The 23,396-nt window shown below is 34.3% G+C and carries 18 protein-coding genes and 2 tRNA genes; 3 read left to right on the forward strand and 17 right to left on the reverse strand.

The annotated features are described in order from the left end of the window. Positions 1-130: 130 nt before the first annotated feature. The 3 genes from JI750_RS04285 to JI750_RS04295 form a co-directional block, all read right to left on the reverse strand. Positions 131-1,351 (reverse strand): MFS transporter, encoded by a 1,221-nt coding sequence (locus tag JI750_RS04285; RefSeq protein ID WP_201999108.1) that lies wholly within the window; start codon positions 1,349-1,351, stop codon positions 131-133. A 202-nt stretch (positions 1,352-1,553) separates the two neighbouring features. Beyond that, positions 1,554-2,597: a Gfo/Idh/MocA family oxidoreductase gene (locus tag JI750_RS04290; RefSeq protein ID WP_201999109.1), complete on the reverse strand. Its 1,044-nt coding sequence runs from the start codon at positions 2,595-2,597 to the stop codon at positions 1,554-1,556. 90 nt (positions 2,598-2,687) lie between these two features. Beyond that, positions 2,688-3,758, reverse strand: a complete 1,071-nt coding sequence (locus JI750_RS04295) for an NADH:flavin oxidoreductase/NADH oxidase (protein WP_201999110.1) — start codon at positions 3,756-3,758, stop codon at positions 2,688-2,690. A gap of 735 nt (positions 3,759-4,493) precedes the next feature. On the opposite strand from JI750_RS04295, the gene rseP reads away from it, so the two are divergent. The 3 genes from rseP to JI750_RS04310 all read left to right on the forward strand — a co-directional run bounded on the left by rseP (position 4,494) and on the right by JI750_RS04310 (position 6,107). Further along, entirely contained in the window at positions 4,494-5,837 is a 1,344-nt protein-coding gene (gene rseP, locus JI750_RS04300) for an RIP metalloprotease RseP (protein ID WP_201999111.1), read from the forward strand. An 83-nt stretch (positions 5,838-5,920) separates the two neighbouring features. Continuing rightward, a tRNA-Asn gene (locus JI750_RS04305) sits at positions 5,921-5,994 on the forward strand. A 39-nt stretch (positions 5,995-6,033) separates the two neighbouring features. Next, positions 6,034-6,107: transfer RNA gene (locus JI750_RS04310), tRNA-Asn, on the forward strand. Between the two features lie 528 nt (positions 6,108-6,635). Here the strand turns inward: JI750_RS04310 and JI750_RS04315 are convergent. The 14 genes from JI750_RS04315 to rnc form a co-directional block, all read right to left on the reverse strand. After that, complete coding sequence (locus JI750_RS04315; protein WP_201999112.1) at positions 6,636-7,316, reverse strand: hypothetical protein; 681 nt, start codon at positions 7,314-7,316, stop codon at positions 6,636-6,638. A gap of 283 nt (positions 7,317-7,599) precedes the next feature. Then, positions 7,600-8,796, reverse strand: a complete 1,197-nt coding sequence (locus tag JI750_RS04320; RefSeq protein WP_201999113.1) for a C1 family peptidase — start codon at positions 8,794-8,796, stop codon at positions 7,600-7,602. Positions 8,797-9,018: 222 nt separating this feature from the next. After that, positions 9,019-10,179, reverse strand: coding sequence for a BamA/TamA family outer membrane protein (locus tag JI750_RS04325; RefSeq protein WP_201999114.1), 1,161 nt, complete (start codon positions 10,177-10,179; stop codon positions 9,019-9,021). A gap of 54 nt (positions 10,180-10,233) precedes the next feature. Further along, entirely contained in the window at positions 10,234-11,202 is a 969-nt protein-coding gene (locus JI750_RS04330) for a SphA family protein (RefSeq protein ID WP_201999115.1), read from the reverse strand. 63 nt (positions 11,203-11,265) lie between these two features. Then, a complete protein-coding gene (locus JI750_RS04335; RefSeq protein ID WP_201999116.1) occupies positions 11,266-12,441 on the reverse strand; it encodes a helix-turn-helix domain-containing protein in 1,176 nt (391 codons plus the stop codon). Positions 12,442-12,572: 131 nt separating this feature from the next. Next, positions 12,573-13,151, reverse strand: a complete 579-nt coding sequence (locus JI750_RS04340; protein ID WP_201999117.1) for a DUF4136 domain-containing protein — start codon at positions 13,149-13,151, stop codon at positions 12,573-12,575. 298 nt (positions 13,152-13,449) lie between these two features. Beyond that, positions 13,450-14,850: a DUF2252 domain-containing protein gene (locus tag JI750_RS04345; protein WP_201999118.1), complete on the reverse strand. Its 1,401-nt coding sequence runs from the start codon at positions 14,848-14,850 to the stop codon at positions 13,450-13,452. 10 nt (positions 14,851-14,860) lie between these two features. Further along, entirely contained in the window at positions 14,861-16,309 is a 1,449-nt protein-coding gene (locus JI750_RS04350; RefSeq protein WP_201999119.1) for a DUF1254 domain-containing protein, read from the reverse strand. Between the two features lie 55 nt (positions 16,310-16,364). Then, on the reverse strand, positions 16,365-17,168 hold the full coding sequence (locus JI750_RS04355; protein WP_201999120.1) for a hypothetical protein: 804 nt from the start codon (positions 17,166-17,168) through the stop codon (positions 16,365-16,367). Between the two features lie 71 nt (positions 17,169-17,239). Next, complete coding sequence (locus JI750_RS04360) at positions 17,240-18,253, reverse strand: HAD family hydrolase (RefSeq protein WP_201999121.1); 1,014 nt, start codon at positions 18,251-18,253, stop codon at positions 17,240-17,242. A gap of 58 nt (positions 18,254-18,311) precedes the next feature. After that, a complete protein-coding gene (locus JI750_RS04365) occupies positions 18,312-19,985 on the reverse strand; it encodes an arylsulfatase (RefSeq protein WP_201999122.1) in 1,674 nt (557 codons plus the stop codon). Between the two features lie 608 nt (positions 19,986-20,593). After that, positions 20,594-22,027: a pyruvate kinase gene (gene pyk, locus JI750_RS04370; protein WP_201999123.1), complete on the reverse strand. Its 1,434-nt coding sequence runs from the start codon at positions 22,025-22,027 to the stop codon at positions 20,594-20,596. Between the two features lie 5 nt (positions 22,028-22,032). Beyond that, entirely contained in the window at positions 22,033-22,521 is a 489-nt protein-coding gene (locus JI750_RS04375) for an IPExxxVDY family protein (RefSeq protein ID WP_095930692.1), read from the reverse strand. 125 nt (positions 22,522-22,646) lie between these two features. After that, positions 22,647-23,387, reverse strand: coding sequence for a ribonuclease III (rnc, locus tag JI750_RS04380; RefSeq protein ID WP_095930691.1), 741 nt, complete (start codon positions 23,385-23,387; stop codon positions 22,647-22,649). Positions 23,388-23,396: the final 9 nt, after the last annotated feature.

Here is a 23,396-nt window from a genome sequence, read left to right on the forward strand (position 1 = left end):
GAGAAACTTAAACTTCTAAGTTAGAAATTCAAAAATAAAAAAAATATTTAATTATAAGTAAATTCTTTCAAATTTATTTTAGTTTAAAGAAAGAATAATCAAATAATGATAATTTTAAAAAGTTGATTTATTAAGCCGATGTCCTAATTTTAGAAACCATAAAAGCAATCAGCACTCCAAAAATTCCGATAAAGGCAAATGAAAACTGCAACCCGAAGCTTTGTGCGATATGACCAATTACCGGTGGTCCCATTAAGAAACCTAAGAAACTTACACTCGAAACAATCGTTAAAGCTTCTCCAGCAGGAACGGTTGGATTTTTACCTGCAATGCTATAAACGGTAGGAACAATTGTTGCAACGCCTAAACCTACAAACATAAATGCGATTGTACACGGAATGATATAAGGAAGAAAAACAGCTGTAAAAAGTCCTGCCGAAATCATCACACCGCTAATTTGCATAACGCGTTCGCGGCCAAATTTGTTGATTAATCCGTCGCCTAGAAATCTTCCGCTGGCCATCATAATCATGAAAGAAGTATAACCTAAAACCACTAAAGGTCCAGGTGCTTTTACAATATCTTTAAAATAAACTCCGCTCCAGTCGAACATAACACCTTCGCTAGCCATACTGCAGAATCCGATGACGCCTAGCCAAAGTAAAGCTGTATCTGGTTTTACAAATAGTTTTTTCCCTTCTTCTTTTGGTTTCTTTTTTTCTTTGGCTCTAACCAAAAATTTAAAGTTAAAGGCTACCATCAATAAAACAATTCCGGCTACAATTATAAAATGATGCAGCGGACTCAATTTTAAAGCCAACATTCCTAAACCTACTAGCGCGCCAGTAAATCCGGCAAAACTCCACATTCCGTGAAAAGAAGACATGATTGTTTTTTTAAACAAAACTTCTGTGTAAACTCCTTGAGTATTTACGGCAATATTGGCAAGATTTCCGAACACGCCAAATAGAAATAATCCTAATGACAGTTGCAATGATGTTGTTGCCAAACCTAAATTTATTAAGCATAAAACATACATTATTAAAGAGAAAATCAGAATGCGATGGCTACCGAATTTGGTTACCATTTTTCCTGAAAAAGGCATAACTATTAGCTGTCCAACCGGAAGTGCAAAAAGTATAGATCCTAAATCGCCTTCTGTTAAATGTAAAGCAGTTTTGATATCTGGAATTCTGCTGGCCCATGTGGCAAAACTCAAACCCATTCCGAAATAGAACATTCCAACAGCAAAACGAATGCGATTTAAATATGAAGCTTTGGCTTCTCTAAATACTTTCTTGATTTTGGCTTTGGTCTGAAAAAGCGATAATGGATTAATGTTTATCAGCATATTGAATTTTATTGGAATGTTGTCAAAAATACTAAAAACGCTCGTTAAAGCGCACAAAACCTAAGGTTATACACAATATACAACGTTATTGTTTATAAATTCAATGGTTTTTATTTGAATTTAGCTTATTAAAATTACAACATTTCAACTTTATTTCTGGAATTGCGGTCAAAAAAAAGACGCACAATAGTGCGTCTCCATTTTATTGTATTCCGATTACCTTTTGTTGTGCATTACTCGCAATCGCAGCTTCTATAACCTGCATTACTTTTACACCTTCATCTGCGGTAACAGGTTCTTTTTTATCGTTTGTAATTGATTCGTAAACGCCATCGAAGAAACTGAAATAATTGCCTTGAAGCGTTGGGATTTTTTCTCGCACAATTTTACCGTCAATTTCGGTATGCAAAAGTCCTTGCAAGCTTACATCTTCAGTTCCCCAAGAATCTAGGTTTGGCTTTTTCCCAATTTTCAAATCATCTTCCTGAACATCTCCACGAGGTTTTAAAAATGAGCCTTTTTTTCCATGCAAAGTATACGCTGGATTGGCTTCTCTCACAAAAAATCCTGCTTTTAGACGGACTCTGAAATTAGAATAAAACAAAGTCAGGTCGATCCAATCGTCTACAACAGAATTTTCTCTGGTTACGCGAATATCTCCAAATACTGCTTTCGGGCATCCAAACAGACTTATCGCTTGATCTATAATATGCGGTCCTAAATCTTTTAGAACTCCTGCTCCATCATTGGCAGTTTCTTTATGCGCTTTCGGACTCAATAACGGATTATATCTGTCAAAGTGAAATTCGGCTTCGACTAAATCTCCTAAAACGCCTTCGTCAATTACTTTTTTTACGGTTTTAAAATCGCTGTCCCATCTTCTGTTCTGAAAAACAGCCAATTTCAAGCCTTTTTCTTTTGCAATTTTTGCCAATTCTTTTGCTTCTGCGGCCGTTGTAGTAAACGCTTTTTCTACCACAGCATGTTTTCCCGCCAAAAGCACTTTTTTAGCATATTCGTAATGGGTTCCAACTGGTGTATTTACAATTACCAAATCGACATCGTCACTTAATAATTCGTCTAGCGAAGCGTAACTTTTTACGTATGGATAATCTTCCTGAATTAATTTTTTGCTTCTTTCCCAAGAACCTAATAATTCAAATCCTTCGTGAATATCTAAAAACGGAGCGTGAAAAACTTTCCCTGACATTCCGTATGATAATAGTGCTGTTTTTATCTTTTGCATTGGTTTTGTTTTAGTTTTTTCGCCACGAATTCACGAATCTATTTTTTAATTCGTTATCCCGATAGCTATCGGGAGTGGCGGAAAAAAAATTTAAAGTTTAGCTCTTTCGTATTGTTTTGGCCATTGAATATCGTCGTTTAATGCTGCGGCAAAATCCAAAGGCAGGTTTGGGTTTCTCAATGATTCTCTAGCGAATAAAATCAAATCGGCTTGATCCAAATTTAAAATTTCTTCTGCTTGTTCTGCTTCTGTAATTAATCCGACTGCACCTGTAGCAATATTCGCTTCTGCTTTCACTTTTTCTGCAAAAGGAACTTGATAACCTGGCCCTAATGTTATTTTCTGATGCGAAACCAATCCGCCTGACGAAACATCGATTAAATCTACTCCTTTTTCTTTTAATATTTTAGAAAGCTGTACAAATTCTTCTGGATTCCATCCGTTTTCCGCCCAATCGGTTGCTGAAATTCTAACAAACAAAGGTAAATCCGAAGGCCATTCTGATTGGACTGCTTCTACAATTTCTAATGTAAAACGGATTCTATTTTTGAAACTTCCTCCATATTCATCTGTTCTTACGTTTGTTAAAGGTGATAAAAACTGGTGTAGCAAATATCCATGAGCCGCATGGATTTCTACAACCTTATACCCTGCTTCGACTACTCTTTTGGTTGCTGTTTTAAAATCGGAGATCACTTTTTGAATTCCGTTTTTGTCTAATTCCTCTGGAAGAAATGGCTCGCCTTCATGATACGGAATCGCACTTGGCGCAACAGTCTGCCATCCGCCTTGAGCGAAATCTAACTTCTTGTTTCCAAGCCACGGAGCCGAAACACTTGCTTTTCTTCCTGCATGCGCTAACTGAATTCCAGGAATAGAATTTTGAGAAACTATAAAGGCGTTGATTTGTTTTAGCTTTTCGATATGTTCATCTTTCCAAATTCCAAGATCGGAAGGAGAAATTCTAGCTTCTGGAGAAACCGCTGTTGCTTCTTGAATAATAAGTCCGGCACCTCCGCTGGCACGGCTTCCTAAGTGGACCAGATGCCAATCATTTGCAAATCCGTCAATTGCAGAATACTGGCACATTGGCGAAATCGCAATTCTATTTTTTAAAGTGATATTTTTTATAGTAAGAGGAGAAAATAATTTCGTTGCCATATACTTGTTACTTTTAATGATTTTATACTACCAATTGAGCAAGGCAGTGTTCGAAAAGTAAAGTTACGGCATCTTGTTAAAACGAGAAATCTAAATGTTTATTAATTAACAAACATTTAAATCACATCTCATTTATTTTAATCAATGAAATTATTTAGCCATTGCCTTGCCAAGAATTTCTCCTTTATCAAATGCATAAGCCATTATTAACATAACTACAAAGCCTAAGACCAAAACATAAAACAAGTTGCTTTTGAAAAACTTCATATTATAATTTTTTAAATTCATAATTTTTATTATCCTTATCAAAGGTTCTATCTATTTTAAGCAGAAAAGAATTTTCCAAAAATGTAACCCGAAAAATAGGCTGCAGCTATCAAAATAAAAGCAGTATACATAACCTTTAATGCTGTTGGAGTTTTTTCAAAAATATCATCCATGATCATTTTTTTTTGTTGTTTGTAAATCAAATATAAGAAAATATCTTACAAATTCAACTTTGAAACATTAATTTAAAATTTCCTTTTTTTTGTAAAATCAACACTATTATATAGTAAGGCATCATGTTTGTAACATAATCAGCAAATAGGTTACTAATAAAATAACGTTTAATTGATTTGTAAAAACTTACCTTAATTATTAACAAACATTTAAAATCTTAAACACTATCTTGCATACTTATATTAAAATAGAAAACGCTACTTTTGTGCGTTAAATACGAATTAAAAACAAAAAATGGATATAGTTATCAAACTCTCTCAATTTCTATTGAGTTTATCTTTACTTATTATTCTTCATGAATTAGGGCATTTTATCCCTGCTAAATTGTTTAAAACTAGAGTCGAAAAATTTTACTTGTTTTTTGATGTTAAATATTCACTTTTCAAAAAGAAAATCGGAGAAACAGAATATGGTATCGGATGGCTTCCACTGGGTGGTTATGTAAAAATTTCTGGAATGATTGACGAAAGTATGGACAAAGAGCAAATGGCTCTGCCTCCTCAGCCTTGGGAATTTCGTACTAAACCAGCTTGGCAACGTTTAATTATTATGCTTGGCGGTGTTACGGTAAACTTTATCTTGGCTTTTATTATCTATATCGGAATGGCATTTGCTTACGGAGATACTTATATTGCTAATGCTGATTTAAAAGACGGTGTTGCAATTGAAAACCCTGCTATGCTTAAGGCTGGTTTTAAAACCGGTGATAAAATTATTTCTATTGATGGAAAGGCTGTAGAAAATTTTGACAGCGATATGAACATGAATGTAATCATGGCTAAACACGTTTTGATTGAAAGAAACGGACAACAACAAACGATTACAATGCCAACAGATTTTGTTGATCAGCTTTCTAAAACAGAAAAAGGCTTATTAGTAGGCATTAGAATGCCATTTGTTGTGGGCAAAGTTACTGAAGAATCTGAAAATACTGCTCTAAAACCAAAAGATTTAGTGGTAAGTCTGAACGGACAGAAAATCAAATATTTTGATGAAGCTAAAGCTATTTTAGAAAGCAATAAAGGAAAATCTATTCCTGCTGTTGTTTTGCGTGATTTGAAAGAAACTCCTATTACAGTAAAAGTATCTAATGCAGGGAAACTTGGAGTTGCTGTTGGCGGTTTAGGAATGGATTCTTTAGAAAAATTAGGTTATTATAAAGTAAGTAAAAAAGAATACGGTTTCTTCGAATCGATTCCGGTTGGTCTTCAAAAAGGAAAAGATCAATTGGTAGGTTACGGAAAACAATTGAAAATGATTTTTAATCCAGAAACTAAAGCTTACAAACAAGTAGGTGGTTTTGCTGCGATTTACAACATTTTTCCAAGTTCTTGGAGCTGGGAAGTTTTCTGGTCAATCACTGCTTTATTGTCGATTATGCTTGGAGTTATGAATTTATTGCCAATTCCGGCACTTGATGGTGGACACGTGATGTTTTTATTGTATGAAATAATTAGTGGTAAAAAACCAAGCGATAAATTCTTAGAGAATGCGCAAATGGTTGGTTTTGTTTTACTTATTTCACTACTACTGTTTGCTAACGGTAACGACATTTACAAAGCAATTGTAGGCAAGTAAAAAAAAGTCAAAAAAAGAGTGAAAATGTTTTTGAGAAACTAAAAATAGTTTTATATTTGCACTCGCTAAAAAGAGCAATACTTTCCTCCTTAGCTCAGTTGGTTAGAGCATCTGACTGTTAATCAGAGGGTCCTTGGTTCGAGCCCAAGAGGGGGAGCAACTTTTTTTAGCAAACATATTAACCTTTTAAGGTGATTCCTCCTTAGCTCAGTTGGTTAGAGCATCTGACTGTTAATCAGAGGGTCCTTGGTTCGAGCCCAAGAGGGGGAGCAAAAAAGACTATCAGAAATGATAGTCTTTTTTTTTGCCCAAATTTCAAAGTTTAAAAATTCCAATATCATAAGACTGCTTATTTAACCGCAAAGTACGCGAAGGTTTTACGCAGAGAACGCTAAGAATTTTTTATCCGAGATTTAATAGGAATCTATAAAAGAGATCGCAAAGGTCGCCAATCTGTGTCGATATGCGAGTGTGATTTATCCTTCGATTGAAATGACAAAACCATTCCATTAAATAAAACAAAAAAAGCTCGCAGAGCTTTATAAACGCAAAACTTTGCGAACTTAATCTTTAGATTTAACTCAAAATAACCTTAGCGAACTTTGCGGTAAAAAAACTTCACACAAAAAAAGCTCGCAGTGCTTTATAAACACAAAGCTTTGCGAACTTAATCTTTAGATTTTGGATAAACTCCACATTAAAATAACTTTGTGCTCTTTGCGTAAATCTTAGCGTACTTTGCGTTAAAAAACTTTTGCACAAACCTTATCGTCCTTTGCGGTTAAAAAAAGACAAAACCTATTTCATAGTCAAAGTTTCACTCTTAAACCTTTTCATTAAAGTATTTGCTTTTTCATCTTCATTAATTGCTTTTAAAGACTGTGCGTATCTATAATAGTAAATAACATCCAAATCTTTGGCTTGATCAAACAACTGTGTGTAATAGCCCGCTGCGGCTGTTAGATTGCCTTCAAAATAAAATCGGTCGGCTACTTTTTTAAGCATATCGATAGATTTGTAACCTTTATCAATCACTTTTTCATAAGTGTCAACCATATTAACAGTGACATATTTGGAACCTGTAGCCACAGGTGCCGCAATTTCAACTTTAACAGGCTCTACGAAGGCAGACGAACTTGCAACTGTTGTTTTTGTTTCTATTGCATTTGGAGCTACTTTAGGTTTTCTTTTTACGTAATTAGGAATTACTGTTCTTGTATTATTAGGTCCAAGATCGTAGGTGTCGACCATGTCCAATTTTGAAACTTGGTAGGTAATAATTCTACCTCCAAAAAGCTTATTTATTCTTTCCTCTACGTAATACGATTGTATTACCAAATCATCTGTAGGGAAACTATCCGTCAATAATGTCGTTTTTCCTGGCGCTGGAGAAGCAGAGACACTGTTTGTGCTCTGAGCAAAACAGCCGAGAGAAAATACGAACGCAAGTGTACATAAAATTGCTTCATACTTTTTCATGATTTTTTGAATAAAATTAATTCTCCTATTAAAAAACTCAGACTAAAGATACTGATTTTCTTTTAGTTAGCTTTTATTCTGACCATGAATTACTTAGAAAGCCGATAAAGTACTTCTTTTTACGCATTTATCATTTGAACACAGGCTTTTGCATTTCTTCGTCTGAAAATAGCTCTAGCACTTTTGCCAACATTTTACTGGTTCTAATGCGACCATAAACTCAAAAAAGCGCCGTAATCCAAAGATTACGGCGCTTTCTATTTTTTTAAAACTCTCAGAATAATTAAACCCCTAATTTCTTAGCAATTTCAGCAGGAATTCCTCCTTTGTTTACTAGTAATGCAGTAGTTTTATATTTTACGAAGTTCTTAGTTACAAACAAGAAGCCTTTGTAGTCGTTTGTTTCTCCCCAAGAATTTTTTACGATATAGTATTCTTTTCCAGTTTGATCTTTTGCAAGACCAATAATGTGCATTCCATGGTCGTCTGTTGTAGTGTAGTTATCAAACGCAGCCTGACGCATTTCTGGAGTAATTTCTGGTTCAGCTTTTGGTCCGTTAAACATGTCTGCTTTTTCTTCAGCCGTCATATCGTCGAATTTTTTAGTTGCAACGTAAGCTACACCATTTTTCCAGCTAAAGCTTTTCTCGCTAACATCTGTTGCCCAAGCTACAGTATATCCTTTTTTAAGCGCATTGTCGATAACGTCTGTCATATCGTTCAATTTTACGTTGTAAACTTGATCCAATGACCAGTTGTCTGGCACCATCATAGTTGTTTTTTGGTAGTATGGAGCATTTGTAAAAGATGACATTTCTACATACTCATCTGGGTTAATTCCTACTACTTCTTTAGCAAAAGATTGTGGCGTATAGCTTTTTCCTTTGTATGTGAAGTTATCTGGCACTTTTCCTAAATAAGAATCAATAACAGCTGAGTAAGCTTTTTGCCAGTTTGGAGTCAATTCTCCGTTCGGGTTTTTAACTACTGCTGCAAGAACACCTTCAATAAGAGAGCTCATTTCAGCAAATTTGTTTTTGTCTGTTCCGTAGTTTAAACCTGTGTAAACTTCTCTTGGTACAGTTCCGTATTTTTTGTACATATTAATTACATCATGAAGAGCACCTCCATCACCAAGCGTAATTGCTCCGTGCATACGAACATAGTTAATCCCTTTTTCTACATATACGTTTCTTGCAGAATAAATTTGAGATAACTCAACAGGCTGTTTTCCTAAACGAATCATTTCTGACTCTAAGAATGAGTTTGTTGAGTAGCTCCAGCAAGTTCCAGATGATCCTTGAGATTTTACTGATGTTGTTCCTAGGTTGATTACTTCTGTAAATTTGAAGTTCTCTTTACTTTTGTCGCTAGCATTTAATTTAAGTGAATTTACTAAAATGTCTTGCGCAAAACAGCCTGCAGTTCCAGCCAAAAATATTGAAGCAGCAAACACTGATTTGAATGAAAATGTATTCATAAGTTATGTTTAAGATTTAATAAAATTAGTCTCAAATGTTTCCAATTTGTTACAAAACAATTAAATATTATACAATTTGTGCAATGTTTAGTTGTTAATATTTTCTTAATGACATTAATTATTAAGGTATTTAATACAAAAAAGCCTCAATATGGTATTATTGAAGCTTTTTGAGTTTTTTATTTATAAATCAACTTCTTACAAGTCTTTTGCTTTTTTTAGCTATCGCATCCAGTTACTTCCAAAAACGATATAGTAAGCCCATTCTTCGTTTCCTTTAGCCACATCGACACCCATGCGAAGTTTGAACTTTCTGGCAATGAGATATCTAAAACCTGTTCCGTAGCTGTACACAACGGGTTTGGCAAAAGCTTGATCCCAATCGTTAAAGGCGCTTGCAAGGCCTCCGTAACCCATAAGACTCCATCTTCGGTACAAATCCCATCTAAATTCTAGTTCAGACACAATACTGGTGTTTCCCATGTATCTCGCTGCGGGAATTCCTCGCATATTGATTCCCGGTTTTAAATAAAAAGGCGGACTCCCCAACGCCTGCTCTCCTTCAATCCTTAGTCCGCCAATTAGAGTTTTCGCCAACGGATAATATCCAATTGCCGATAAATTGATACGCCATGCCTGATAATCGCTCCCCAATGCTTTATCTGACCAAAAGAAATCAGATTGTATTCTTATTCCTTTATCTGGCGTAAATATATTGTCACGTCCGTCAAATTGGAGTGCAAGTCCAAGCTGACTTATGGTGCTTTTAATATCTTTTGGATCTACAAATGGTGGCGGAAGATTAAAATTGGGCAGGTTAATTTTTGAATTTAAAAATAAATACTGCGGTCCTGCACTCCATTTTGCATTATTAAACTGTTTGAGCCATTGTGTATAAAAAATGGTTGATTTAAAATTAAGTTTAAATTCTTCGTCATTATGATTAGGCAGATTATTGGCATAAAATGATAAATTCATATCGCCATAAGCTGCAAAACCACGATATAAGATTTTAGATTTTACCAATGTTGCTGAGCGAAAAGCTCCTGCCAGCCAGCTTTTATTTGCAGTGTACATTCCTAATCCTCCTGTAATATCTGGATTTACAAGACGTTTGGTTCCGTCTGCTTCAATAACTGGTGGACGTTTTTTTAGGAAAACTGGAGCAACAGCAACTCCAAATCCGCCTAAAGCAGGTTCTGTAACAATGGTTGGCACTACTAAGAATCCGTTGGCATAGATAAGAAAATCACTTAAATCGAAAGCTCCATCAAGAGAATCTTTAAAAACTACTTGGTGCTTTTGTGCGCTTAAAACATTAAACGATAAGATAATCCAAAGCAAAAACAGAAATTTTGTATGTATAGTTTTTTTGTTTTTCATAGAATAATTATCGTTTTAGATTTAAATTTTCACTTTGTCAAAAAAATTCAGCAATTATTTTTTCTTAAAACTGAACACGTGCGCCAACGTAATAAAGAAAGTATTTCCTTGAAATCTATTTACCGCGTTTACTTCGCCAATCCATCTAAAACCTGCCGAGGTCATACAGCCAAGATGCAAGTAATTTACCTCAGCGCCTAGTCCGCCAACTCTGTCTTTGTCTGGTTCGATTATGAATGCATTTCCTACCGGAATTTTATCATCTGATACTTTATATTGCAAGTAGTAAATAAGACCTGCATTGAATATGCCTTTTGGAGCCGTTTTTTCAGCATTCATACAATAAAAGGTTTTCCCTAAACCACCTTCAATGCTCAAAATATCTCCTGTTTTAATATCGGTATCTTTCTTTTTTCCGTTGATTTCATAAGCGGCCAATGCAGAAAAATGGAAGGTCTTTTTATCATTAAAATATACTGTTGTTCCTGCAGAAAACTCATTCATAAACATTCCTAAACCGCTATTATTGCTTCCTCCCGCTTCAAATTTTCCTGTTGGCAGATACATTTGATAACTGAAGACAAAATCGGCTCTTTTGTTATGCCATCCTAATTGAACGGGCTGTACGTACATATCTGTAAAAGCAAAATCACTTTTAGAATCTACGTAACCTCCTTGAATCGTATTAGAAGCGCCTGCTAATAAAATGGAAGCCCCATAATTGGCCCCTAAAATTTTAAAATCACTTACATAATTGGCACCAACTCCTGTGATAAACATGGTAAGATTAGGATCTCCTACTTTATCTCCGTCGCTATCTCTTAATGAAGATGCGGCATAAATATATCCTGGAATATAAACACTCAACGTCTTTTCTGGAGCTTGAGTTCCCGATTGGAGTCCCATTGCGCCAAGTATATGTCCTCCTTTTAATTGGGCATTGCTGTAAACAGAAACCAATAAAAACAGTGCTGTAAAGGCTAACTGTGCTTTTTTTCCGGAATAAATATTTTTTAATTTCATGATGGAATATTTTGCATTAAGATCCTGTAACAGCCATTACTTATTATTTTTTCAGAAAAACCTTTACTTAAAGTAATATGCTCCTGAACGGTCAGGATTTATTCGGATTGTTTTAAAGTATTCGGAAGGAGATTTTCCGGTGTGTTTTATAAATGCCCTGAAACAAGTTGTTCTAGATTTAAAACCAGAACCCCATGCCATGCCTTCCAATGATAAATCTTTCCATTCTGGATCATTTATTTTTTCTTTGAAATATTCAATTCTTTTAAGGTTTACATAATCCTGGAAATGAAGTCCGAATTCAGAATTAATTAAATTGGATAAATGATGTACTGATATTCCTGTTTCATCAGACAAATCTCTGATTACAAAATCTTTCTTTAAAAACAGATTTTTAGAGTTTAGCTCATAATCTAATTTTAAAAGGTATTCTTCTCTTTTTTCGAGAGTTAGTTCATTTGCAATTGGAAGCGCATTTTTTGTTTCTTTTGTTTTTACTACTAATGTATTGTCGACAACAAAATCAAATGTCTCTTCTTCATCATGAAAAATTTGGGGTCTGAAATAAAGCCATCCGACAGTAAAAAATAATACCGAAGAAATTAACACATAGCAGGAAAGGTCTGTTGCTTCAACTTTTTTCAGTAAAAAATGATGAACAAAAAGTGCCGAAAACAAAAACAAAATCATAAGATTGTACACTCTAATCCAGTTTATTACTTTACTATGATGAAATTGGTTTCCTTTAAATTTTTTCAGATCATAGTTTAAAATCAACATGGTTTGAAAAAATACATAGAAAAGCCAAATTGTCAAGGTTAAAACTGAAAATGGATTTTTGATTATGGTTGCAATATAATCGACAGCTTTTATATTGGTGTAACTTCCAACATAAACAACTAGCGTTAAAAAGAAATAAATAGCAAATGGCACAAAATGAAGCCAGTCGTATTTTCTGAAACTTTTATTTAATGATAAAATATTTCTAACGTACAAAAATGAGCATGGGGCGGTTAAAAATATAAACGCTTTTGTAATAGTAAGTAGATCTGGGAAATTTTTAAATAAATTGGCCGAAAGATAAAAATTGTAGATACTTACTACCGCCAAACTCAGCAGAAACATTCCCAAAAAGAAACTTTTCGAGTAATTTTTTTTGGAAAATAAAACCATGATTGCAGTAGCAAGGCCCGCAATAGTGGCTATAAAAAAGAATAGAGAAAGTAAAATATCGATCATTTTTTAAGTTTAATTAGTTGTATTAGAAAATTCTCTTAAAATCTTAAAAATAGAATACGATGGGGGCGTATGTATAAGGATAAAGAATTGTACTTGCCAAAGTTCGGCAAGTACAAAATCTTCATTTTTAGTTATTTTTTAACTGCTCCTGGAGGAAAGCCAGCTAATATTTTTTTGATTGCATCGTTGATGAATTGTTCAGGATTGTCTGGTCTGCTGTCAATTTCAGCATTTCCTATTCCCTGCCAAACCAGTTTATCTGTTTTTGTAGACACAATGTCTATTACCAATGAGCCATCAACATAATCGTAAGTATTGAATGTTGTATTAGCACCGCCCATCATAGCACCACCACCCCAATAACCGTATGGACGATACATTCCGCCATAACCGTAAAAGTCTGTGTTAGCACTAACCGATGTTTTGTTTTTTAGGATAGAAACGGCATTCACTTTTAAATCAGGATTACTAGATTCTGTAAATCCTTTTGCCAGCATTTCGTTTCGAATTGCTTTTGCAACACGATCAACATTTAACTGATTTACTTGGCCTTGCTGCGCTTTTAAGTCATAAACCGCAAAAGTTTTGTATTCGCTGAAGTTAGCAGAATGATCATAATCAGTTGTAACTTTTACAGTTGGAGAGCAGCTGTAAAATAAACCCAAAAATAAGACTGGGATTATACGAAGACTTGTTCTTTTAATATTCATGTTGTGGTATTTATTAAATTAATAATTAAATCAGTTTAACTCATGTATTAAAATCGTAAAAATCTTGAACGTGGGGCGGAACAGATGTCAATAATTGCTCGTATAACACAAACTATTACTAAACAATTACTTAGATCACTCTCAAAGATAAATCATTTTCTTTAATTAACAGTATTAAATAAATAAAATCTTACTTTGTGGTTTTCAAGCATATTTTGTTCAATATTTTAAGATTTTTTAAAGTTTTATTTACTTTGTACAGCTACATATCTTTTCTATTTCTTTTAATTGTAAAGAATCAGATTTCTGCAGCTATTGGTAGTTTTCCATGCTTTATCGCTTCGAGCATTTTATTATAATCCGACTCGTTTTGATCGGCATACAAAACCGAAAATTCTGAAATGGCATCGGCAAACTCGTTTGTATCTCCAATATAACCCGAAATCATAGAAGGATCTCCTGAACGTGCATGAGCTCTTGCAAGTGCCCACCCGCAAGCTTTGGCATAATCTGCCATATTTTTAGGTTTCATAACCTCTAAAACCGGTTTTATTTTGGCATCTCTCAGCTGTCTTATATAAAAGAATTTGTCCTTACTATCATTTGTCCAACCCAGAAACATATCAGATGCGGACTGCATTAGCTTTTGTCCCATCACAATACGTTCTCCTTGATGAATATATTTACCCTTTGCTTTTACATTTCCCTCCAATACACTTTTTCTGGCTTCTTTAAACTGTAAAAAAATAGGTTCGCCTGTAGCAGACATTAGCAGACTAATGCCACAAAGAGTTCCAACACTTCCTACACCCACCACTTTTACCACAATATCATGAAGCATGTATCTGCTTAACAAAATCTGTTTCTCATCTGAAAGCGATTCTAGATACCTTTTATGGATAATTTCGCCCTCTTTGGCAACTTGCTTTTCAAGATCTCCGCTTGGGTGAAATATCAAAGGCGGATCATCTTTTATACGTGCTCTAGCTCCGTCAAAATAAGTCATCTTTGCAAACTCTTTTTCATGAGCGGTATATTCTGATGCCTTTTTTATTCTCTTTTGGTCAAACTCTTTGAGTTCTTTATCATGTCCTAATTCAATCAGTTCTGCTAAATCAATATCTGCATACCAAATCTGGAGAGCCGATAATTTACTGTAATCCAACATGTGTCGTTTGTAACTATCAGCAACATGCCAAGCAAATTCTTTACTGTTTTTATTAGAAAATTTTCGCCATCTTCCTGCAATAACAAAACTGGCCGCCAGTCGTTTTACATCCCATTCCCAAGGGCCTGGATATGTTTCGTCAAAATCATTTATATCAAAGACCAATTTTCGTTCTGGAGTTGCAAATCCTCCAAAATTCATTAAATGGCAATCCCCGCAAAGCTGCAGGTTTATTCCCGATACAGAAGTATGAGCTAAGTCAGCAGCCATAATCGCGGCGGCTCCTCTATAAAATGCAAAAGGCGATTCCATCATTCTTCTGTATCGAATCGGCACTAGACTTTCTACTCTTCCTATACTAGTCTGAATCAAAATGTCTACTGGATCTTTTCGGTTTTTAAAAGAATTCCATTCCTGGTGCTTCGCCAAAGGTGTTTTTTTTCTTATCGAAGCTCCTTTTTCATAACGCTGTGCCTTTGATATAATGGGATCAAAAGGCTTCTCGATACTATCCGCAGATTTTTCAGTCATAATGATGGTTTTATTTCACTTCTGTCAAATCACCCATTTTCCAAGTTTTCTCAAAAAATCCTTTTTCTGGACCATAAAAACGAGCCAATAATTCAAATTTTCCTTTTGGATCTGTCGGAACCCAATTTGATTCTTTTCCAGCAGGAGCTTTCGCACCAAAATAAATATCTACAGAACCATCGCTGTTTTTTTGAAGTCCAGGCGATGTTGAAGCACGGCTGAAATACTTCATGTCTTTTATTAAAGCATGCGTTTCACGATCATAAGCTGTAACAGACCAGTATAATTTTACAGGAACATTTGGTGGCAGATGCAATTGATATAATTTTGAACCGTCAAATTCTTGCCCTTTGTCGTCTTTAATTGTCATTAAATAAAATTGTCCTGTTCCCAAATGTTTTGTGCTGAAATAAGCTATAGAGTAACTAATAGCTCTCTCACTTACGGGATAGATATTTGGCGCTTCATAATTAGACATTATTGCTTTTACAACATCTTGTGAAGCAGGTAATGCCCAATTTGTTCCATCATAATAAGGAGGTGTAAATATCTCTTCGTACTTTTTATCAATCCAAGCATGAGCATCTTTTATGGCAGCGTTTAAAATCTCTTTTCTTCTTGAATCAGCCTCAAAAGGTTTGCCTTTTTCAATGCCAATTGATTTCAGAAAATCAACCATAACTAGATCTCGAGTCAGCCACGGTTCTCTCTGTACAAACTGATTTAAAAGTTCGAAAAAATGAAAATTGTACGGAATTATATTGCTGAATGGAACTTGCAATAAATCGACAAATTTTGTAACCGGCGGATTTGATGCCTGAGAATAAGGATAAATTTTTATTCTTTTTCCATAATCAATTGCTCTCTTAAGATCATTCGGACTGCCATCTGTAAGATTTGAACGCAAAATTGCAAAACCAGTATAAGTAGAAGAAGGCATTGCAATATATCCTGCTGGAACTTTATCTTTATAATTTGGTGGCAATATCAAGTATTTCCCTCCTTTTCCTTTGTCAACGCCTGCTGGACCAATATCTTCTATTGCGGTTTGCCAGCCGTCATCTAAACTTCCTGTTAATGAGGAATTTCCTTCTGCAGGCGGAATCTCTAATACAATTGGGCCTTTTCTGGTATCATATAAAGGATTTATATAAACCACATCTGGATTTGGTGTCAAGGTTTGATTTTTTGAATTTATTAATCCTGACCAATAAATAATTTCATTAAAATTACCTTTTGCACTCGTCAGACTTTCATTTAATAATTCGAAATTAACTGCTGGCATTCCCCAGATTACAGCTTCAATTGCACGATTATAAATAATTTGTTCTTGCAGATTTGCTGGTTTAAAAGCACTTGAAACAGATTCTGGAGCAGTGTTTTCTGTTTTTTCTGAGGAAGTTTTATTGCATGAAAAAAATAAAGCAATAAGAAAAAGTGAAATTATTTTAGCCTTCATTTTTATACTATTTAAAAAAATTAAAATGATATTTTCTAAAAACTCTTATCAAAGATTATTGCGGAAATATAAAAGCTACTACCGCTCTCAATCCCCAATCTGGTCTTATGTTTGAATGTCCAACAACTGGAATTAAAGGCATAACGGCAAACTGCATCGTCTGACCGCCTAATTTTGTAATTGCACCAACGTTCGGACTAACTGTAATAAGGGTTGTATTGCCTTGCCAGTTTTGGGTAATTTCTGAAGTGATTCCTAAACTCGCTCCACTTTTGTAACTATGTGTTAGGAATATTTGTGTATAGAACTGATTGAAATCTGCTCTATCAGCATTTCCTGCAACAGACCAAATTTGATTGGCCAAAAAACCTATAGAAAGCCCTTTTCCTTGGTGCATCACCAAAACACTTGGACCAATTCCAAATTTTTCTGTTCCCAAAAGTTTTTCCGTGGCGGTTGGCACTAAAAAAGCAGGACCAACTCCTAATATGATTCCTTTTGTTTTTGGAGCAAAAAATGCTGTTACAGTTGCATCACTTAAACCGAACTCATGAGTGTTTTCTCCTGTAACATCCTGCTGATCTACAACTGGAAGAATATAACGAGTAATTAAGTTTAAATTTTCACTCAATTTAAAAGGAACAACAGGCTGTATATTGATCTGATATTTTATTCCATTATAAGGACCAATTCCATAAGTAAGGTTGTTTTGCAACGGAACACTAATTAAACTCGCTACGGGATTTGCCATTTTATCGGCAAGTTCTTGTGCGCTGTTTCCCGGTTTTGCAGGTTCTTCTTGAGCTGAAATTGTAAAAGTGACAAATAGTAGCAATATTGCTAGAAAAGAATTTTTCATACGGCTTAAAAACTTATTAATTAAAAACTTCAACTCTTTGCCTCCTTAATCTGCAAACAATTCTTTTTCTCTTACTCTGCAAAAACTTTTTTCCAGTCTTTCTGCATATCAACAACATGCCATTTATTTTTTGCCGCTGCATTTAATGAAGCATTATCTTTTTCTTGATACTTGTACTCTCTTATTGAATCGTTATGATTTACAAGTAATTGAAAAGATGGATATTTATTACCCTGCGAATAAGTTAGCATTGCAATATCTCCTGCACCGCCTTCGTTGCCGCAAGCAAAAACTGGTCGCTGTCCAATGTGCAATTGAATACCGACAGGTTTTCCTTCTTTATCGTTAAAATGATCTAGAGCTGCTTCTCGCTGTACTGCATTTTTAGTGGCATCATATTTATATTTAAAAGAAGTTCCTACAACTTGATCTTTCGGAATTCCATAAAAATCTTGAGATATTGCCCGTACCACTTCTATTGTTCCTCCAGTAACGATATAGGTTTTGAATCCATTGGCACGGAGATAGTTCAATAGCTCTAATTGTGGCTGATAACGTATTTGTTTTACCGGAACATTTTTACCAGGATATTGTGCGCTTTTAAAAAAGTCATTCACAGAAGTTTCAAATTCATCTTCCGTCATTCCGGTATGAGTTGCTGCAACCAATTCTATAAGTGCTTTATCGCCCCCTTTTTCGAAGAAAGTCTTGTCTTTTTCTATAACTGCTTTAAAAGGTTGTTTTTGCGCCAATTCAGGTTTTGTTTCTACCATTTTTTTGACTCTATAAAAAGCAAAAAGTTCTTGAACATAAGGCTTTTCGGCCCAAAGTGTTCCATCGTTATCAAAAGTTGCAATTCTGTCTTCTACCGGAATAAAATCTGGACTTCCTTCTTTTGTTACTTTTTCAACGTAGGCAATAATATCTTTTTTTAAAGGGCCATCATTCCAGCTTGGCAATGGATCACCGCTATTTGCAGTAGTTTCTGTTTGTTTATTTTCTGTTGGAGAAGTTACTGTATCCGATTTTTTACAGGAAAAGAAAAACAAAACCGTCAGAGACAATATATAGATACTTTTTTTCATGATGTTTATATTAATAAAGAGATTCAGATTTTTCAACCTGAATCTCTTTTGTTATGATTTATTTTTTCTTTTTTGAAGCTGTTTCTTCTTCTTTTACTTTAGGCAAAACATTTTTCTCCACATACTGATCGGCTTTAATACCCCTTAGAGTCTGCTGCATAATCGTAGTCGGATTAAAACTAGGCGGAATAGAACGTGGTGGATAGTCTTTAAAAGTTTCTGCAAAAACAAAAACATCATTCATAACACCATACATTGTCTGAACATGATTTAACTGCCAATCCCAAAATGTGTTAGAAGTGAAATCAGCACGTTCGTATGGATCTTGAAATATGTTAAATATTTTTTGCAAACGTAGTTCTGTAAATGGTTCTGCCCATACTCCAAGAGTACCAGGACTACGCTGCTCTGCAAAAACATATTTGTAATCTCCTTCTCTCAACCCTACTAAAAGACCATCATCATCAGAATAGAAGAATTTATCTCTAACACTTTTACCCCCTTCTAGCAACTTTGTTTGATCAAAACCATCTAGATGTACTTTATAACTTTTTCCATTTGCATTATATCCTTTCAAAAGTTTATTAACCAAATCAGGTTCTCCTGCAATAGATGCAAAAGTTGGCATCCAATCGTTGTGGCTCATTAATTCGTTAGTGATTGTTCCTGGTTTAATATGGCCTGGCCATCTTACAATGCAAGGTACACGGAAAGCTCCTTCCCAGTTTGTGTTTTTTTCTGAACGAAAAGAGGTCATTGCCCCATCTGGCCATGTATTCATATGAGGACCATTATCTGTTGAATATACTACGATAGTATTGTCTGCAATTCCTAAATCATCCAATGCTTTTAAGATACTTCCAATAGTTTCATCGTGTTCAATCATACCATCAATATACTCGCTATCTCCATGTGTATATCTTCCTCTATGTTCTTTTCTAACGTGTGTACGCAAGTGCATACGAGTAGCATTAAACCAACAGAAAAATGGTTTTCCAGCAGCATTTTGTCTCTTGATAAAATCGATGGCTGCTGCAGAAGTTTCATCATCAACAGTTTCCATTCTTTTTTTAGTAAGAGCTCCAGTATCTTCAATTTTTTGTTTTCCAACTCTACCAAAACGAGGATCTGTTGTCGCATCATCAACATTTGTTGCTACACATTTTAATACCCCTCTTGGACCAAATTTTTTCAAATATTCTGGGTCTTTTGGATAATCTGGCAATTCTGGTTCTTCTTCCGCATTTAAATGGTACAGATTTCCAAAAAATTCGTCAAAACCATTTACAGTTGGCAAACTTTCATTTCTATCTCCAACGTGATTTTTACCAAACTGCCCGGTAACATATCCCAAATTTTTCATTACACCCCCAATAGATGGATCTAACTGGCTCATTCCCATTGGTGCACCAGGAAAACCTACTTTTGTAAGCCCTGTACGAATACCATGCTGTCCTGTTAAAAAGGCCGCACGACCAGCAGTACAGCTCTGTTCTCCATAATAATGTAAAAATCGCATCCCCTCATTAGCCAAACGATCAATGTTGGGTGTAGTATATCCCATAAGTCCATCACTATAAGCACTTATATTGGTAATCCCGATATCATCACCCCAGAGTACCAGGATATTTGGTTTTTTGCTCTGTGCTGTAACAGAAACTCCAGAAAAAAACAATAAAACGAATACCTTTAAAATATTCGTGAATCTGCACTTTAATTTGATTTGTTTCATGATAAAAAAATTCGTTAGTAATTCTTATTGTATGAGTTTTGAAATCCAAAAAATAAAGGGAAAAACGGTAAGCTTTCAAAAAAAAACACTTTTAAAGCGAGGTTGCATTTTTTCGATGTGTTTCAAATTCATTTTATTTTAAAATCTGAAACAGAATATTTTTAACTTTTTCTTAAGTATCTCAAATTTAACTAGTAAAAGAGCGAACTATTGAATTTATAAGGCATGAACTTGTTTCATATTATAATATGAAACAAGATAATTGCAGAATCTGCACCAAAATGTTTCATTTTATAAAATGAAACACCTCAAACTGCCAGAAAATTAAGCAGTTGTAATTCTGGTTATAAAAAAGCAAAAAGGAAGATATAGATAATTTGAAATGATTTTTTGTGTAGATATTTTCTAATATTTTAGTCAAATGAAACAAGAAAAACCTTTCTTTAGTCTAAAATTTTATTAGATTCTCAGAAAATTAAGTGGTAAAATGTCCACAAAAAGACAAAATACCAAATTGGGAAAGTAATTTTACTTTTATAAAAAGTCTTAAAAACAAAAAGCCGCTTAATAAAAAATTAAGCGGCTTTTTTAAAATTTATTTGAAGTGATTATTCGATTTCAGAAACTCTCATCGTGTTAACCATTCCTTTATCTTTAATTGGCATTGCTGCAAGGTTGATTAGATAATCTCCTTTTTGTGCATAACCTTTATCAATTGCGATTTGATTTACATCTGTTACAGTATCGTCTGTACTTTCTTCATTATCATAGTAGAAAGATTTAACTCCCCATAATAAATTCAATTGTGTTAAGATTCTTCTGTTTGAAGTAAACACTAAGATATGAGCCGTTGATGGTCTCCAAGCCGAAATTTGGAAAGCTGTATAACCACTATTTGTTAAAGTACAAATTGCTTTAGCTTCAATTTCGTTAGCCAATAAAGCTGCTTGATGACAAACTGTTTTAGTAACAAAACGTTTAGTTTTAATTTGTGGTGTGTTTTGTGGAACTTGAATAAGTGGTGAATTCTCAACAGCCTCACAAATTTGTGCCATTCTTTGAATAACTTGTACTGGGTAGTTTCCTGTAGCAGTTTCTCCAGATAACATTACAGCATCTGCACCATCCATTACTGAGTTAGCAACGTCGTTTACCTCTGCTCTTGTTGGAGTTAAACTTGTAATCATTGTTTCCATCATTTGGGTAGCAACGATAACCGGAATTCTAGCCGTTTTAGCTCTTCTGATCAAATCTTTTTGTACCAATGGAACTTCGTGAGCAGGAAGCTCAACACCTAGATCTCCACGAGCAACCATTAAACCATCGCAATATGCTACAATTTTGTCCATGTTCTCAAGAGCTTCTGGCATTTCAATTTTAGCAACGATTGGAATTTTAACCTCTGAATGTTTTGCGATTAATTCTTGCAAATCTTGTAAATCGCGTGGAGTCTTTACGAATGAAAGTGCGATCCAGTCTACTTTTTGTTCAACTGCAAAAATTGCATCAGCAATATCTTTTTCTGTTAAAGCTGGTAAAGAAATTTTTGTGTTTGGAAGATTAACTCCTTTTTTAGATTTTAATTCTCCACCTTGAATAACTTTAGCAACAACCTCTGTTTTTTTATCTGTAGAAACAATTTCAAAAATAAGTTTACCATCATCAAGCAAGATTCGCTCTCCTGGGTTAACATCATTTGGGAAATTCTGATATTTCATGAACACTCTTTTTGATGTTCCTATAATATCTTCAGCAGTTGTAAAAGTGATTTCGTCTCCATCATGTACAACAGTTCCTTCTTCCATTACACCAACTCTAAGTTTTGGTCCTTGCAAATCTCCTAGAATTGCAGTTGTGTAACCAAACTCTTCGTTTAATCCTCTAATGATATCGATTTTTTCTTTTACTCCTTCGTAATCTGCATGCGAAAAATTGATTCTAAACACATTAACCCCAGCATCGATCATATCTTTAATGATCTCTCTTGTACTACAAGCGGGCCCAAGTGTAGCAACAATTTTGGTTTTCTTGTTTGTTAGCATTTTTTTTAAAAAATTAGATTGTTTTTTGATTTTATCTTGTCTGTATCAACGGCATAAATAGCCGCAATACTTTCTATTGTGTTTAATTTTTGTTGAATTTCTGAAAAATTAAGCGCCTCTTCGCTATTATCAATTTTCAGGAAAAAATCGACTTTTTTAAATTCAGGAAGTAAATGAATTGTTGTCGAAACCTCACTTGTTTCATTAGAAAACAAATTCTGGAAATCATTTGTACTCACAGAAATGATTTCATTTTTATTCTGAATTAAATTCCAAGAAACAGCTTTTTCTTCATCATAATAATAGAATCTAGAAAAATTTGCTTCACCTTCCTTAGTTTGAGCATGGATCTCGTTTTTGCTCTTACTTAAGTTGATCGGAAGGATTTTATTTATAAAATAGGCCAATCTATAATCTTCTAATGAAGTATGAATTGCCATTAAATAATAATCAATTTCGTCAAATTCGTCTAAATCCAATTTATGAATAGCCATGTCTTGAAAAATCAAGTTGTAAATATACTATTTCTAAACGGAGCATCAACAGTTATGACATGCTTGTTTTGTTAAATTATAAACGAAAACGTTGTAGCCTTGTGATAGTTACAACATTTTTACAGCTATTTCTTGTCAATTTTTTCTTGAAACGCAAAATAAGCTCTCTGCGATGCTTTTTCTTCTGCTTTCTTTTTTGATGTTGCTCGCGCTCTTGCGACAACTTTATCATCAATACTCAATTTGACACCAAATAAGCGTTGGCCATCTATACCATTATCTTCAAAAATGTCATAATGAAAAACTCTTTTTTCTTTCTGACACCATTCGATAACAAGACTTTTATAACTTATAACTTTCCCTTCTAGTCGAGCAATATCGACATAAGGGGTAACTACTCTTTTTTGGATGAATTTTTCGCAGAAAGAATAACCTTTATCCAAATAAATTGCTCCAATCAGAGACTCAAAAATGTTACCATGAATGTTTTCTCCAAAATGCTGAATTGGCACTTTACTTTCAACAAACTGTACTAGATTTAAGTCTTTTCCTAATTCATTTAAATGTTCTCGGCTCACAATTTTTGAACGCATTTTGGTTAAGTAACCTTCGTCGCCATTTGGAGCTTTATTAAATAAATGTGCAGCAATAACGGCACTTAACATAGCATCTCCTAAAAATTCTAAGCGTTCATAATTTATAGGATGCCCATTCTGATCTAATTTATTAGAAGAGCGATGCGTAAAAGCTCTCCGGTAAAAATCAACATTTGTAGGCGGAAAACCAAGAATTTTCTGAATAGTGTCAAAAAAAATCCCGTCTTCTAGAGAACGGGATTTAGAAAATATTTTTTTGATAATATTCATATACAGAAA

This window comes from Flavobacterium tagetis, assembly GCF_016735615.1.
In the GTDB taxonomy this organism is placed as follows: Bacteria; Bacteroidota; Bacteroidia; order Flavobacteriales; family Flavobacteriaceae; genus Flavobacterium; species Flavobacterium tagetis.

Excerpts from the sequence above, each read along its gene's own strand:
- JI750_RS04285 (WP_201999108.1), bottom strand. The coding sequence starts at position 1,351 with ATGCTGATAAACATTAATCCATTATCGCTTTTTCAGACCAAAGCCAAA.
- JI750_RS04290 (WP_201999109.1), bottom strand. The coding sequence starts at position 2,597 with ATGCAAAAGATAAAAACAGCACTATTATCATACGGAATGTCAGGGAAA.
- JI750_RS04295 (WP_201999110.1), bottom strand. The coding sequence starts at position 3,758 with ATGGCAACGAAATTATTTTCTCCTCTTACTATAAAAAATATCACTTTA.
- rseP (WP_201999111.1), top strand. The coding sequence starts at position 4,494 with ATGGATATAGTTATCAAACTCTCTCAATTTCTATTGAGTTTATCTTTA.
- JI750_RS04315 (WP_201999112.1), bottom strand. The coding sequence starts at position 7,316 with ATGAAAAAGTATGAAGCAATTTTATGTACACTTGCGTTCGTATTTTCT.
- JI750_RS04320 (WP_201999113.1), bottom strand. The coding sequence starts at position 8,796 with ATGAATACATTTTCATTCAAATCAGTGTTTGCTGCTTCAATATTTTTG.
- JI750_RS04325 (WP_201999114.1), bottom strand. The coding sequence starts at position 10,179 with ATGAAAAACAAAAAAACTATACATACAAAATTTCTGTTTTTGCTTTGG.
- JI750_RS04330 (WP_201999115.1), bottom strand. The coding sequence starts at position 11,202 with ATGAAATTAAAAAATATTTATTCCGGAAAAAAAGCACAGTTAGCCTTT.
- JI750_RS04335 (WP_201999116.1), bottom strand. The coding sequence starts at position 12,441 with ATGATCGATATTTTACTTTCTCTATTCTTTTTTATAGCCACTATTGCG.
- JI750_RS04340 (WP_201999117.1), bottom strand. The coding sequence starts at position 13,151 with ATGAATATTAAAAGAACAAGTCTTCGTATAATCCCAGTCTTATTTTTG.
- JI750_RS04345 (WP_201999118.1), bottom strand. The coding sequence starts at position 14,850 with ATGACTGAAAAATCTGCGGATAGTATCGAGAAGCCTTTTGATCCCATT.
- JI750_RS04350 (WP_201999119.1), bottom strand. The coding sequence starts at position 16,309 with ATGAAGGCTAAAATAATTTCACTTTTTCTTATTGCTTTATTTTTTTCA.
- JI750_RS04355 (WP_201999120.1), bottom strand. The coding sequence starts at position 17,168 with ATGAAAAATTCTTTTCTAGCAATATTGCTACTATTTGTCACTTTTACA.
- JI750_RS04360 (WP_201999121.1), bottom strand. The coding sequence starts at position 18,253 with ATGAAAAAAAGTATCTATATATTGTCTCTGACGGTTTTGTTTTTCTTT.
- JI750_RS04365 (WP_201999122.1), bottom strand. The coding sequence starts at position 19,985 with ATGAAACAAATCAAATTAAAGTGCAGATTCACGAATATTTTAAAGGTA.
- pyk (WP_201999123.1), bottom strand. The coding sequence starts at position 22,027 with ATGCTAACAAACAAGAAAACCAAAATTGTTGCTACACTTGGGCCCGCT.
- JI750_RS04375 (WP_095930692.1), bottom strand. The coding sequence starts at position 22,521 with ATGGCTATTCATAAATTGGATTTAGACGAATTTGACGAAATTGATTAT.
- rnc (WP_095930691.1), bottom strand. The coding sequence starts at position 23,387 with ATGAATATTATCAAAAAAATATTTTCTAAATCCCGTTCTCTAGAAGAC.